The sequence below is a fragment of the Proteiniclasticum sp. genome, assembly GCF_032054185.1.
Classification (GTDB): domain Bacteria; phylum Bacillota; class Clostridia; order Clostridiales; family Clostridiaceae; genus Proteiniclasticum.
This window is the reverse complement of the sequence record NZ_DAMBTF010000019.1, coordinates 39,302-54,275: the sequence shown is the minus strand read 5'-3', so window position 1 is coordinate 54,275 and position 14,974 is coordinate 39,302. Positions and strand designations below refer to the sequence as shown.

The 14,974-nt window shown below is 45.6% G+C and carries 11 protein-coding genes; 9 read left to right on the top strand and 2 right to left on the bottom strand.

What is annotated here, in order from left to right:
• The first annotated feature begins 176 nt into the window (after window positions 1-176).
• Together RTX25_RS10795 and RTX25_RS10790 are read left to right on the top strand one after the other, a co-directional pair.
• Window positions 177-2,918 carry an ABC transporter ATP-binding protein/permease gene (locus tag RTX25_RS10795; protein WP_312653546.1) on the top strand — a complete coding sequence of 914 codons (2,742 nt, stop codon included), beginning with the start codon at window positions 177-179 and terminating at the stop codon, window positions 2,916-2,918.
• Window positions 2,919-3,469: 551 nt separating this feature from the next.
• A complete protein-coding gene (locus RTX25_RS10790; protein ID WP_312653544.1) occupies window positions 3,470-3,781 on the top strand; it encodes a YbjQ family protein in 312 nt (103 codons plus the stop codon).
• Window positions 3,782-3,969: 188 nt separating this feature from the next.
• On the opposite strand, the gene RTX25_RS10785 is transcribed toward RTX25_RS10790, so the two are convergent.
• Together RTX25_RS10785 and RTX25_RS10780 are read right to left on the bottom strand one after the other, a co-directional pair.
• Window positions 3,970-5,160, bottom strand: a complete 1,191-nt coding sequence (locus RTX25_RS10785) for a zinc-dependent alcohol dehydrogenase (protein WP_312653542.1) — start codon at window positions 5,158-5,160, stop codon at window positions 3,970-3,972.
• A gap of 340 nt (window positions 5,161-5,500) precedes the next feature.
• Window positions 5,501-6,205, bottom strand: coding sequence for a hypothetical protein (locus RTX25_RS10780; protein ID WP_312653540.1), 705 nt, complete (start codon window positions 6,203-6,205; stop codon window positions 5,501-5,503).
• 64 nt (window positions 6,206-6,269) lie between these two features.
• On the opposite strand from RTX25_RS10780, the gene RTX25_RS10775 reads away from it, so the two are divergent.
• From RTX25_RS10775 to RTX25_RS10745, 7 genes are all read left to right on the top strand, one after another.
• On the top strand, window positions 6,270-7,112 hold the full coding sequence (locus tag RTX25_RS10775) for a HEAT repeat domain-containing protein (protein WP_312653538.1): 843 nt from the start codon (window positions 6,270-6,272) through the stop codon (window positions 7,110-7,112).
• On the top strand, window positions 7,102-8,526 hold the full coding sequence (locus RTX25_RS10770) for a glycosyltransferase (RefSeq protein WP_312653536.1): 1,425 nt from the start codon (window positions 7,102-7,104) through the stop codon (window positions 8,524-8,526). Before RTX25_RS10775 ends, RTX25_RS10770 begins: the two co-directional genes overlap by 11 nt.
• Window positions 8,527-8,827: 301 nt before the next feature.
• On the top strand, window positions 8,828-10,672 hold the full coding sequence (locus RTX25_RS10765; RefSeq protein ID WP_312653534.1) for an FAD-dependent oxidoreductase: 1,845 nt from the start codon (window positions 8,828-8,830) through the stop codon (window positions 10,670-10,672).
• On the top strand, window positions 10,669-12,246 hold the full coding sequence (locus RTX25_RS10760) for an NAD(P)/FAD-dependent oxidoreductase (protein ID WP_312653532.1): 1,578 nt from the start codon (window positions 10,669-10,671) through the stop codon (window positions 12,244-12,246). Before RTX25_RS10765 ends, RTX25_RS10760 begins: the two co-directional genes overlap by 4 nt.
• A complete protein-coding gene (locus RTX25_RS10755) occupies window positions 12,243-13,355 on the top strand; it encodes a glycosyltransferase family 2 protein (RefSeq protein ID WP_312653530.1) in 1,113 nt (370 codons plus the stop codon). Before RTX25_RS10760 ends, RTX25_RS10755 begins: the two co-directional genes overlap by 4 nt.
• A complete protein-coding gene (locus RTX25_RS10750) occupies window positions 13,352-13,861 on the top strand; it encodes a hypothetical protein (protein ID WP_312653528.1) in 510 nt (169 codons plus the stop codon). Before RTX25_RS10755 ends, RTX25_RS10750 begins: the two co-directional genes overlap by 4 nt.
• A 57-nt stretch (window positions 13,862-13,918) precedes the next feature.
• Complete coding sequence (locus RTX25_RS10745) at window positions 13,919-14,872, top strand: tocopherol cyclase family protein (RefSeq protein WP_312653526.1); 954 nt, start codon at window positions 13,919-13,921, stop codon at window positions 14,870-14,872.
• Window positions 14,873-14,974: the final 102 nt, after the last annotated feature.

The following is a 14,974-nucleotide window of genomic DNA, read 5'->3' as shown; positions in this document are numbered from 1 at the left end:
AACACGGTTAGAGCTATTCTCTTTTTTCTTTAACCAACAATAATTTTACACTAAGTGAGCGGGCTATGCATGTGAGTGGAAAAGAAAAATGATAAACACCCCCTCAGTTTATGTTCAGTTTCTTAAGTCGCAGTAGAATAGCAGTCGTTAGATAAATAGAAGGAGTAGATGAATATATGCTACAGATAAAGAAAATCAGCAAGAAGTATCAGACGGGGGATCTTATTCAGACGGCCCTTGACGGCGTCAGCCTGAATCTCCGTGACAATGAGTTTGTGGCCGTCCTTGGGCCAAGCGGATCAGGAAAGACAACCCTGCTCAATATCATCGGCGGACTGGATCGCTATGACAGTGGAGATCTTGTAATCAACACCATTTCCACCAGAAACTACAAAGATCGTGACTGGGATTCCTACCGAAACCATACCATCGGTTTCGTATTCCAGAGCTATAACCTCATTCCTCATCAGTCCATTCTCTCCAATGTGGAGCTGGCGCTGACCATTTCAGGCATCTCCAGAAAAGACCGTAAAGAACGGGCAAGAAAAGTTCTGGAGGAAGTGGGTCTTGGTGATCAGCTCCACAAGAAGCCGAACCAGATGTCCGGAGGACAGATGCAGAGAGTGGCCATTGCCAGAGCTTTGGTGAATAATCCCGACATTCTTCTGGCGGATGAGCCTACAGGCGCTCTCGACACCGAAACCAGTGTACAGGTCATGGAGCTTCTTAAGGAAGTGGCAAAAAACAGACTGGTGGTCATGGTGACCCATAATCCCGAACTTGCGGACAAATACGCCACACGTACGGTACGTCTTCGGGATGGAAGAGTCGTGGACGACACAGATCCTTATGAGCTGAGTGCAGAGGAGCTGAAAGAACCGGAGCATAAGAACATGGGTAAAGCTTCCATGTCCTTCCTCACTTCTCTTTCACTATCCTTCAACAACCTGAAGACCAAAAAGGGAAGAACCATATTAACGGCCTTTGCGGGTTCCATCGGGATCATCGGTATCGCGCTTATTCTTTCTCTGTCCACTGGAGTCAATGAGTATATTGAAGATATCCAGAAGAGCACCATGGCGTCTTATCCGATCAATATCGAAGAAAGAACTTTTGATCTGAGTACTGTCATTGCGGAAACACCAAGACCTGGGGTTGTAGAAGAGGAAGTGGACCATGCGCTGGATGGGGTCTATGTCAACGGATCGGACCTCGAGCAGGCATCCAAAATCCAGACAAACTACAATGAGAACAACCTCACTGCCTTCAAAAAGTATCTGGATGACCCGACCAGCGAGATTCATGAATTTGTCGGCGAAAACGGCATCATCTACAGCTACAACACCAATTTCAGTATCTTTACGAAAGACAGTGAAGAGGCTCTGATCAATACCGACGGCAGTACCCTCAAAGAGGAAGATGACACGCAAAGACCTGGCGGAGGAATGTTCGGTGGAACCATGGGTGGAAGCACCTCAAACTTCACAGAGCTTCTTCCTGGAGTCAAAGGAGAGGGTGTAAGCTCAGCAATCCTTGAAAGCTATGACGTGGTAGCGGGTCAGTGGCCATCTGAGTATAACGAGATGGTGCTGGCACTGAACAAGAACAGCGAGATTTCCGCCACCAAGCTCTATGAGATTGGTGTGCTTCCAGCCTCCGAGTATAAGGAGATCATGGAGAAAATCGACAATGGCGAAGAAGTCACCATTGAAAACAGAAAGATCGACTACGAGGAAATCATGAAACAGTCCTTCTATCTGATCCCTGCAGCAGACACTTTCGTGAAAGGGGATAACGGGCTTTATGAGGAGCTTACAGAGACAGAAGATCTGGAAGCGCTTCTGGAGGGGGCCGTTGAAATGAAGGTCAGCGGAGTCATCCGTTTAAAGCCTGATTCGGATTATGCCTTTGTGACAGGAGTATTCGGATATACCAAAGCTCTTACAGACTACCTCATTGAATATACAAACAGCTCAGATCTCGTGAAAGAGCAGGAAGCTTCAAAAGAGGTCAATATCCTTAGCGGTGTAAGCTTTGCTCCTTCAGATGAAAAGGCAAAGATTGAGGATGCTAAGGTCTACCTTTCCAATCTGGGCGTCACAGAGAAGGCCAACCTCTTTAGAACCATCATGGCCACCGGTCAGACCGGAGCACCAGAAGCAGGTGGAGCACCAAACGCGCCGGGAGCACCAGGACAGTCCGGAGAGATGGGAGAAGTGCAGCTTGCTGCCATGTTTGATGATTATCTTCTAGACCCAGAGGACGAGACCCTTCTTAACATCTATGACATCTACATTTCTCCTGGAAGCTACGAGGAAAATCTGGAGAAGTTTGGTGTGGTCAGCCTGGATGCGCCTTCCTCCATCAACATCTATGCGGACAGCTTCGAAGGCAAGGATAAGATCTCCGAGGCCATCGAGAACTACAGCGAAACTGTGCCGGAAGAAAACAAGATTGTGTACACAGACTACGTGGCCATTCTGATGTCTTCTGTCACAACAATCATCAATGTCATCACCTATGTGCTGATCGCGTTTGTTGCCGTATCCCTTGTGGTGTCCTCCATCATGATCGGAATCATCACTTTTATCTCTGTTCTGGAACGTACCAAGGAAATCGGAATTCTCCGTGCTATGGGTGCGTCCAAGAAGAACATCTCTCAGGTGTTCAATGCGGAAACCTTCATCATTGGAATCATCACGGGTATCATCGGGGTAGGCGTAAGTCTATTGCTCCTTATTCCAGGAAATGCCATCATCCACGCGATGACGGGGCTCGATACCGTGAATGCCAAGCTGCCACTTACAAGTGGGCTCATTCTCATTGTACTGAGCGTTCTGCTCACCGTAATCGGCGGACTTCTGCCTGCGAAAAAGGCAGCCAAGCAGGATCCGGTTATTGCATTAAGAACGGAATAGTTCAATTTAGCAGCAGATAATAAGGCAGCTAAGAGAAAATATCAGGAAGAGACGGGATTTGATTAGGAATCCCGTCTTTTTGATGCGGTGAAATGATATGCAGTAGCTGAGATCATATTACTATTGATTTTGAAATATCTTTAGTCAATTGCTTTGATCTGAGACCATAAGGATTATCAGTCTTTATAAAAAACGAGAGGTGTAATTACTTAAAATCTTTGTAGTAATGGTGAAGACATACACTTATAATAAAACTATAAAGTAATGATATATTGCAGATAAAATCCTATTGAGCGAAAATCATTAAATCCAAGGAAATATAAGGAGGAGGATTGTTCTGAAAAAACACACGAAAAAAGTGATCGCACCCATTGTCATTACCGTTTTAGTTATCTTGTATTTCATCTTCTATATGTGGATCGGCTGGTCCTCAAGCGATGAGATACCATTTATTATGAAAGTCTTGCTGCTGATTGTTCCTGCAGGATTTATTGGATTGATTAGTTACATGCTGTTTGAGAGAATTAAAGAGATAAAGGGGGGTGAAGAAGATGATCTTGGTAAATACTGATTATATAACAGGTAAAGAGCTTGAAATGCTTGGTCTTGTGAAGGGAAGTACCATTCAGACAAGAAACATAGGACGGGATATTTCTCAGGTATTCAAGCACATGATCGGTGGTGAACTGAAGGAATACAATGAAATGATGAATGATGCAAGAGCCCTGGCGACCAAAAGAATGGTAGAAGAAGCGGATATGCTGGGTGCAGATGCAGTAGTGAACATCAGGTATGCTTCCGCTGCAGTCATGCAGGGGGCAGCTGAAGTCATTGCATATGGCACAGCGGTTAAGTTCAGATAAGTACCTGTATCCAGTCACTTTCATCAGGTGCTCACTCATGGAGAAGTGGAATTCAATATACTGCCAAGGAAGAGATGGTCATGTTCAGCTGAACATGACCATCTCTTCGATTAATATCTGTATTTCTCTTTTCAGTTTGAAGCGGGCCAGTCTCTGACTTCTGATCAGCATAATCTAAGATCATGAAATCATTCAAAAGGTTTAAGCACGACCTTGATGACACCGTCTTCCTGTTTCTCGAACAGCTTGTAGTACTCTTCCGCTTTACCGATGGGTACATGGTGCGTTGCAAAGTTCATGACACCTAAAGGATCATCATCGGTCAGATGCGGGATGATCTGATCCACCCAATGCTTGACGTTAGCCTGACCCATTTTCAGTGTAATCTGCTTATCGAAGAGAATACCCAGAGGAGTTGGATCAACCATACCGTTGTACACCCCGATGAGGGAGATGGTTCCGCCTCTTCGAACTGTTTCAACGCTCTGATGGAAAGCTGCCATACGGTCTATTCCGACTGTTTTAAGAAGTGGTTCAGCGATGACATCAGGCATCTTCCCTGCAGCTTTCTGAATAAAGGTCTGAGATGCTATGCCGTGAGCTTCCATACCGACAGCCTCGATGACACAGTCGGCACCACGACCTTTAGTCAGAGCCTGAACCGCATCTTTCAGATCGTTGCCCAGTTTTTTATAGTCAAGAACATGGACTCCACTTTCTTTGGCAAAAGCCAGTCTTTCCGGAACAGCGTCTACACCGATGACAAGGGATGCACCCTTTAGAAGTGCTACCCGGCAGGACATAAGCCCTACTGGTCCAAGTCCCATGACCACCACGCTGCTGCCTTCTTTGACACCGGCATATTCAACAGCCTGCCAGGCTGTAGGCAGGACATCCGACAGGAAAAGATACTGATCATCAGGTCCTTCTTTTGGGACCTTGATGGGACCGAACTGACCTTGTGGAACTCTTAAGTACTCCGCCTGACCGCCGGCAACATGACCATACATCTTGGTATAGCCGAACAGCGCTGCGCCTCGGTCATATTCCGTTACCTGGGTAGTCTCACATTGAGAGTTAAGTCCAAGGTTACACATGAAGCAATGGCCACAGGATATATTGAAGGGGATAACGACTCGGTCACCAACTTGAAGATTCGTCACTTTGCTTCCGACTTCAACCACTTCACCCATAGGTTCATGACCCATGATGTCTCCTGCCTCCATAATGGGAGACAGTACACGGTAAAGATGAAGATCCGAGCCGCAGATTGCGGAAGAGGTGACTTTAATGATGATATCCGTATCCTTCTGTATAGAAGGGTCGGGAACTGTCTCTACTCTAACATCCTTCTCACCATGCCAAACGACTGCTTTCATTCTTTTTCCTCCTTATGATAAAGCCATCTTTTTAATTCAGATAGCCTGAACAGTGAATCAGCTTACATTCGATGTATTATCTCTGACCGTCTGTAGTTGCATACAATAGGTTTCACCTCTGATTGTCTAGATATTACTATGAAGATAAAGAGAAAATTTTACGATAAGGAGTAATTTCTGTTAATTCTTCAATGTCTATTCCGAAACAGGAAGTCTTCGAGAATGTGAAATGAAGTAAGCAGCCCAGAAACCGTTGATGGTCTCTGGGCTGCTTACTTAGTTTATACTGCTGAAAACTGTTGCTTCCTTAAAGGGCGACTGGCTTCAGAATAAATGAAAGTCAATATCTGCTGAAGAGCTCCCTGATGATGGGATAGGACTCTTTCAGTCTTTCCTTCACGACGGGCTCGGTCCATTCATTCCAGGTGTAGGTATGGAGTTCATCTTTTCTGATGATTCCATTCTGGGTGTTCACCGAAGTGCTTTCTTTTCCGCTTTTAACGGAAATCCCCACAAAGGAGATTTCATTGATGTTCAGTCTTGATTCAATCCCGTCTTTATAGACATCACCCATGATTTCCATGGTGCTGGGATCTGTAAAACCGATAAGCTGCCATGGAATTCTCACCTCGACAACGCCTTCTTCGTAGCTGATCTTGTAGTCGGCGAGTGAGTCATAGGCGGCTGAATTGAGATCAGTGGTTCCTTCCCGAAGTTTTCCGGTTTCATAATCGGAGAATGGTATGACTTCTCCGGTAAAAGGGACAGTCAGCTCTTTATTAAGGGGGAGTCTCAGTTCATCATAGATTCCCTGGTCTTTCTTTCCGTCGGCATTCTTTTTGTCGATCATACCGAGCTTATGGGCATAGAGATACTGGTGGACGTCATAATAGCTGTCCACGAGAATCCTGGATTCATCCTCATTCCCGATCCGGATGAGATACTCCATGCCTTCCTCTGTCGTGAGATTCTCTAAGCCATGAGTGGTATTGCCTTGAGCTGGATGGGTGTTAAGAAGAATCAAGGTGGTCTGGTTCTTTTCCATGGGCTCATGATATTCCACTGCAAAGTAGAGGTATCGCTCGTCATGATCAGTCCTTATGGAGGAAATGAAGGCTTTAAAGAGTTCATCAGATTCAAGACGGGCTGTGGCTGCCTATTCATTAGGCGTCATGGGCGTACAGGAAGCAGTTCCTCTTCTTCTGGCGATCAAGACCAGTCACCGGGAACTCTCTCAGTGCATTGCAAGAGCTCTTGTTCAGATCGGTGGCACTGAGCACATCGATTATATCTTCAATAATATGAAAAATGCCAGATATCCTCTAAAGACCAAGATGCTGGAACTGATTTCGGAAATCAGGACGAATGAAGTCTTTCCCAAGATGAAGGAATATCTTCTCGGGGAGGATATCCATATGCAGGCTCTGGCCCTGGAAGTGCTGGGATCAAGGCAGGATGAAAGGGTATATCCCTATATTGAAAAAGCGCTGTCCACGGACGAGAAAGAGCTGAAGATCTCTGCGCTGAAGGCTGCTATATCACTCAAGTGCTTCCATTGCGGAAGACTGGATGATCATCTTCAGAACCTCCTGAGTGACAGAGACTGGGAAACAAGAGCCTTCACAGCCAAGGCCATGGGTTATGCGTATACCCTGGATCATGAGGCTCTGGAAGGCTTGAAAAGGCTCATGGAGGACCCAAGCTGGTTTGTCCGTTTCAATGCTTCGGAAAGCCTCTTCAGCCTTGGAGAACCGGGTATCCGTGCACTATCGGAGACGCTCTACTCGGAGGATCTTTTCGCACGAGAAAAAGCCTGGGATATTCTCAGCAGAGAGATGACGTTTTTCGGACTGAAAGAGAAGATTATGACCTATAGTGAGGGTCAGTCCATCATGATGAATATTAATGGATACAAGGAAACTGGCATGGAGGTGGATGAAGTTGCGTCTTGAAGAAATAATTCGTAATATACTGCTGGGATACAATAATTTTTCCCTCTTTTTTCTGATCTTCATCAATGTGGTAAACAGCATTCTTCTGCTTCTTGCACTTAGAGGAATCAGAATGTACCGCCAGAAAAGAAAGAGCTGGCCCTACAAGAAGATGATCTCCTCTGTATATGTACCACCGGTATCGATTCTCGTTCCAAGCTTTAACGAAGAAAGAACCATCGTGGACAATATCGAATCCTTACTGGCCATAGAGTACAGCCAGTTTGAGGTTGTGGTCATAAACGACGGGTCAAAAGACAATACACTGGATACGCTGATCAAAGCCTTCGGGCTGAAGAAAATGGATAGTCCCTACAAGAAAGACATCTATACGGAAGAGGTCAGAGGGATCTACATCTCTTCCACAAGGAGCAATCTCAAGGTGGTGGATAAGGTCAACGGCGGAAAGGCGGATGCACTGAATGCTGGAATCAATGTTGCAAGATATCCTCTTTTCACCGCAATCGATGCGGACAGCATCCTTGAAAAGAATTCACTGCTGAAAGTGGTGAGACCCTTCATCGACAATCCGGAGAAAGTAGTGGCGACCGGCGGTATCGTCCGGGTCCTCAACGGTTCAAAAGTGGTCAACGGATTCATTGAAGAAGTCGGCCTTTCGAAAAAAGCCCTGCCTACCATGCAGACCATAGAATACCTTCGTGCATTCCTATTCGGCAGGATGGGATGGAGCGAGCTTGGAAGTCTGCTCATCGTATCAGGAGCCTTCGGTGTATTCAAAAAAAGTGTGGTACTTAAGGTCGGCGGATATACACAGGATACCATCGGTGAGGATATGGAGCTGATTCTGAAGATTCATCGCCTGATGAGAAGAGAAAAGAAGGAATACGAGATTGTCTTCATTCCGGATCCCGTATGCTGGACCCAGGCTCCTGAAGATCTTAAATCCCTGAGAGGACAAAGAATCAGATGGCATAGAGGTCTAATGGATTCCCTCTATAACTGCAGAGGAATGCTTCTTAATCCCAAGTATGGCATTATCGGACTTGTAGCTCTTCCATACTACTTCCTGGTAGAGATGCTGGGTCCCGTGGTTGAAATCATCGGTTATCTTTCCGTTATCGGATCCTTTTTCCTTGGTATACTGAATGTCGATTTTGCCATTCTCTACTTCACCTTTTCCGTACTTTATGGAATATTCCTCTCAGTCACTTCCGTGATGCTGGAGGAATACAACTTCATGAAGTATGACAAGGTCACAGATTACATCAGAATGATCATCTTTGCCGTGATTGAAAACTTCGGCTACAGGCAGCTGACCACCTGGTGGAGGCTAAGAGCATTCTTCGGTTACAGAAGGAAGAAGAACCAGTGGGGAAATATCGAGCGTAAAGAATTCAGCTCAAAAGCGGCATAATCAATCCATAGGGTCAGAAATATACAAGCTGAAACAGGCTGAAAATCCTGCTATGCTCCCTTTATGAAAGACAGTGAAAAAGAAAAACACTGTTGATCATGAAGGGAGCATTTATTATGCAGTCAGCACCGGACTGGAAAGGAATAGGAGAAGTTCAGTCTGAAGATTTACAGACGTTCCTTAAAATAGTAAACTGAGTATATATTTGAAAATTGGATTGATTCTGAATAATATATCGTTTATAAATATTGAAGTGTGTGTAGGATATGTTTATTCAGATCTCAGAGTAAGGGGGATAATAATGGATTACGATGTCATCGTTATTGGGGGAGGACTTTCAGGTCTGACAGCAGCAGGTCTTCTGTCAAAGAGGGGACTGTCTGTTGCAGTCATAGACAAAAGCTATAATCCGGGTGGATCCTGCGGGGTGTTCAAAAGAGGAAGCGTCACCTTTGATCAGGGCTCAGCGATGCTTTACGGTTTCGGTGAACATGGATTCAATGCACACCGGTTTGTTTTCAATGCCCTTGAAGAACCTATCGATATGATCCGTCATGATCTGCTTTATACGGTGAATTATAAGGGGAAGAATATAAAGTTCTGGCCGGATGTGGAAAAGTTTGCAGATGAGCTCTCTCAGGTTTTTCCAGGCGAAAGAGAGAATATCCATCGCTTCTATCATGACATGCTGGTCATGTACAGACACGTCATGGTGGATACACCTACATACACAACTGCTGACGAAACAGACCGGAATCATGCGCTGAAAAGCATGAGAAAACATCCGGTTTCCTATTTCCGTTTTCTTACCCTCCTCAATAAGAGTGCGCGGAAACTGCTCAGCCGGTATTTTACCGATCCTGAAATCTTCAACTTCTTTGATAAACTGACCTCCACATACTGCTATGCGACGGTTGAGGAAGCACCGGCAGTTCTTGCCGCGGTCATGTTTGTAGACAACCATGTGGGTGGAAGCTATTACCCGGCGGGTTCCACACTCTTTCTTCCCGGAAAGCTCGAGAAGGTCATCGAAGAAAATGGCGGAGATATGATTCTTGAGCATGAAGTCACCGCCATAGTTTTTGAGAAGGATAAACCTTCAGGTGTGCTTCTTGATGATGGAAGAACGCTGAAAGCAAAAGACATCGTCTACTCCGGAACGGTATGGAATCTATACGATAAGCTGCTGGACCCATCCCATACAACAAAAAAAAGAAGAGACTGGGCGAAAAGTCAGGTGCCAACCTATCCAAGCGTAGTACTCTACACGGTGGTCGATCGTGATATCATCCCTCCTGACACTGCAAATATTGAGCTTATCGTGGGCAATCCTGAAAAGCTGGATGAAAGTGAAGTTACAGCCTATATTCTCAGCATAGACGACAGAACGCTCTGCGCAGAGGATGAACATACAGTGACTGCCATCGGTCCGACCTTTCAGAGCTGGGATCGGTCAGATCATACAACCTATCATGAGAAAAAAGAGCTGGAAAAAGAAAGGCTCATTGCAGTTCTTGAAAAGAGGTTTCCGGGTTTCAGGAACGCGCTTCGCTTTGCGGAGCTTGCAACACCTGAAACCATCAGACGGTATACCCTGAAAAATGGCGGAGCTGTTGCCGGTCCCAAGCAGATGCTCGGGCAGCATATGTTCAAGAGACTTCTTACCAGAACAGAGTGGGACAATTTCTTCTGCTGCGGTGAATCGACCGTCATGGGAACGGGAACACCCACAGTGACCACTTCGGGGCTTACAGCCGCCAATGTGGTTTTAAAGAAGCTCGGCAAGGAACCTTTTGTATTTCAGAAGAATATGAAAAACTACGTGAGAATTGTGGGAAAGCCTTTCACAGAAGACAGGCTATTTGAAGGGTACGACGAAAAAACAAAAAGCATGATGCATGAAGCCATGAGATGCAGATACTGTGAGCATCCCGGCTGCACAAGAGGGAAAGGCGCCGATATCAGAGGCATCATGAGAAGAGCTTCAGTGGGCAACTTCATTGGGGCATGGAAGAGCTGGAGCCTTCAGCCTGCTGAGCCTGAAGAACTTATCAACTATGAATCGCGGTGCATCCTGGCTCATGATCAGGGTGGTCCAGTAAGAATTAAAGATGTCATCACACAGCTTGAAGAGGTGACGAGATGAGTAAGGATTATGATGTGATTGTTGCAGGTGGAGGCCTGGCAGGCCTCACAAGTGCAGCCTATCTTTCCAAATACGGCTACAGGACGCTGCTCTGCGAAAAAGGAAAGAAGACAGGAGGCCTTGTCAATACATTCTGGTATAAGGATTTTGCATTTGATGGGGGAATCAGGGCATTTGAGAATTCCGGCATCATCTTTCCCATGCTGAAGAGCCTCGGCATCAGCCTTGATGTTTCAAGAAATCCCGTATCCATAGGAATAGGAGACAGGTGGACAAAACTTCAGTCGAAAGACAGTCTAGAAGACTACAGTAGCATGCTTGCTGAGATTTTTCCGGATGATGGTGAAGCGGTATCGAAAATTGCAGATGAAATCAGAAAAGTCATGGGGTATATGGATGTCCTCTACGGAATCGAGAATCCGCTATTTCTGGAAGACATGAAAGACAGAGAATATATCATGAAGACCCTGCTGCCATGGCTGATCAGATATCAGATGAAGATCGGAAAAGCCAGCAGAATGAATGAACCGGTGAATGACTATCTCAGGCGTTTCACAAAAAATCAGAAGCTCATCGATATGATCACTCAGCATTTTTTCAAAGAGACGCCTTCGTTCTTCGCCCTCAGCTATTTCGGGCTCTATCTTGATTACAGCTATCCCAAAGGTGGGACAGGAGTTCTCGCCGAAAAGATGACAGAATATATCCTCTCCGCCGGTGGTGAAATCCTCACAGAAACAGAGATCACCCATGTGGATCCTTCGCGGCATGAGGTCAGAACATCTCATGGAAAGACGCTAAACTACAGAAAACTTGTCTGGGCAGCAGATCAGAAATCGCTTTACAATAATTTCGGCGGTCTGATGACACCAGAAATGGAGAAACAGAAAACTCTAGTGGAAGTGAATGAGGGTGGAGATTCCATTCTCACGCTATATATGGGAACCAGTTTAAGTTCTGACTACTTTCAGGGGAAATGTGGCGCCCATGCGTTTTATACCCCAGTGACAAAAGGCCTGTCAACGCTTCCTTCCTATGATGAATCCATGGAACAGGGGTTGGAGGAAATGAACGAGTGGGTAAGGGCATACCTGAAACTGACGACCTACGAGATTTCCTGTCCTTCATTAAGAGATGACTCACTTGCTCCGGAAGGAAAAACAGGACTCATCATCAGTACTCTGATGGACTATAGACTGGTCAGAAGGTTTCTTAAGGAAGGCGGTTATGAGGAATTCAAGAAGCTGTGTATAGAGATCATCTCTGAAACCCTTGCATCCACTCTATTCCCCGAACTGAAAGAGCATACAGAGTTTGCCCTGTGTTCCACACCGCTGACCATCGAGCGTGAAACCTCTAATGCCCAGGGCGCGATCACCGGGTGGGCATTCACAGGTGAGATGCCGGCAGAAAACCGCTTCAGGAAAATCGCAAAATCTGTGACGACCCCGATAGAGGATGTCTATCAGTGCGGACAATGGACATTCAGCCCCTCGGGTCTTCCGGTTTCCATCCTGACAGGTAAACTTGCAGCCGATGAAGTGCGTAAAACGCTGAAAGGAACAAAGCTGTGAACAGGGACATACTGGACCTTTTCATCGCAGTGACTGGACTGCTCTCTACAGCCATACTGTTTAACCATATACCGAAGCTACCTGAAGAAAAGAGGAAAAGGAGCCGCATTCCATCCGTTTCAGTCATTATTCCTGTAAGAAATGAGGAGAGAAATCTTCCGCTGCTGCTTTCTGATTTGAGGAATCAGTCCCTTATTCCGAAAGAAATCATCTGTGTGGATGACGGGTCAGAAGATGGAACCGCTGTCATTGCGGAGTCTTATGGTGTCAAGCTTCTGACTTTAGAAAACAAACCCGATGGATGGCTGGGTAAATCCTGGGCATGCCAGACTGGTGCAGAGGCTGCTGAAGGAGATCTTCTCCTTTTCATTGATGCAGATGTCAGGCTCGGAAAGGATGGGGTAAGAAGACTCGTAAGCGGATTTTCTGAATCGGAAGCTGCAGTTTCTGTGCAGCCCTTCCATAAAACGGAAAAAGTCTACGAACAGTTTTCCCTGTTTTTCAATCTTCTGCAGTTTGCAGCCAACGGCTCTGCCCTGAAAAAACCCATAAATACAGGGCTTAACGGACCGCTCATCCTCATTTCACGGCCGGATTATGATAGGGTCGGAGGTCATAGGGTCATAAAGAGCAGTGTGGTCGATGATGTTTCCCTTGGACTTGAGATGAAGAGGAAGAATCTGCCTTTCAGTATTTTTATGGGAGACGAGGATATCTCCTACAGAATGTATGGGGAAGGTCTGAGCAGTCTTCTTGAAGGATGGACAAAGAATTTTGCGCAAGGCGCATCGAAAACGCCGTTATTCCTTTTTATTCTGGTTTTCCTCTGGGTTACTTCACTGACCTCCGTACCACTTCATCTTTCAGCCTTTTTAATGTCCTCGAAATTCGACTGGGCGCTGATTTATTCACTGCTTTATATGACATGGGTGATTCTTCTGAAAGTGATTTCGGCAAAAATCGGCAGATATCATTTATGGACAACTGTATTTTATCCGGCGGTTCTTCTTGTTTTTCTGGGGGTGTTCAGTTTGTCGGTTTTCAAGAAAGTATTTGGACTGAAGGTCACGTGGAAAGGACGAAAGATTGATACGGGTGAAGTGCCATGAGGGTGATCTTTCTGTCAAAGCCGGTAACGATCATTTTATGCTTTATTCTGTGGGGAATCATTCAGGCTGGTACTGTGCTCATCTGCATCTTGATCCCGGACCGCTGTTTTGATCCCGATGCATACTTCTATCGCCTGCATAAATTTGAGAGAGGCGGAGAAATCTATGAGAAAGTGTTCAAAGTACGGAGCTGGAAAGGCTTACTGCCAGACGGAGGTGCGGTCTGGCGAAAGAAAGGCTATCAGAAAAAGAACCTGAAAGACCTCTCCACAGAGAATCTCACAAGATATCTCACAGAATCTGCAAGAGGGGAAATGACCCATTGGCTGGCCATGTCATTTTTCTGGGTCTTCGGTTTTTTTACACCGTTTTATGTGCTCTTTATGATGATTGCCTATGCACTCGTTTTGAATCTTCCCTGCATCATAGCCCAGAGATACAACAGGCCGAGAATCAGAAGAATACTCATGAAGAAAAGAGGGAAAAGTTCAGATACAGTCTTGTGAAACTGTGAGATAATGACGGAAAGTCTCGTAAAGGGATGGGAGACAGAGGTGGATAAGATGAAACAGTTTGGAATAATGGTAGGCCTTGAAAAAGCGGAATCCTTTGAGGGATGGTTCAGTAAGATCGATGATCAGGAGAATGATCTCATTCTATCTGTCATCTGGGGATATTCTACCCATAAGGCGACCAGGCATGCATTTATTCAGTTTACAAACAGTCTCAGGCATGAAACGACCTACATCCGTTTTCCCATGGAAGAGCTGAAATGGGAGAAGGATCCTTTTGTTCTGAAGATCGGAAACAATGAGCTGTCAGAAAAAGGAATGAAACTGGATTTTGATGCTGATGGTGTTCCTGTAAAAGGGGACTTCACATTCGGTCCATTCAGTCCGATCAGAACATCATTTCTTAGACCGAACATCATGGGCTGGCTGACTCATTTTCCGAATGAATGCAATCATTCGATCATCAGCATGTACCATCGAGTAAATGGACATCTTGAGATCGGAGAAGATTCCTGGTCAGTTAGTGAGGCAGACGGCTATATCGAGAAAGACTGGGGGACAAGTTTTCCTAAAGAATATGTATGGGCACATGCCAACGGATGGGACACGAGTGCTGTCGTATTCAGTTATGCGACTGTTCCTGTATTGGGGAGATTCGCAAAAGGATTCTTTCTTGTTTTTCACCATGAAGGACAGGAATTCCGTTTCAGTTCCATTGAAGGAGCAAGAATGCTGAATTTCAAGGTGACTGAGGATGCCTTTACCGCCACCGTGAAAAAAGGGAAATACAGAGTGACGCTGAAAGCCAGACAGTCCAACCCTGTTGCTCTGGCATCACCAAGTAAAGGAGAAATGAGCCAGCGCATCAAGGAATCTCTAGATGGAACAATTGAAATCATCATGATGGTCAAAGGAGAGGAAACGGTCAATCTTAAAAGTGATCGGGCATCAATAGATGTCCACTGGAAGGAGTATCCGAAATCACCGTCTGAAAATGATACGTAATAAGAAATAAAGTGTTACAGAAACGAAAAGGCAGCACCTCATGACACCTAATGTGCATGAAGCGCTGCCTTTATTTTCAGCTGATATGCTTTACTGAATTTC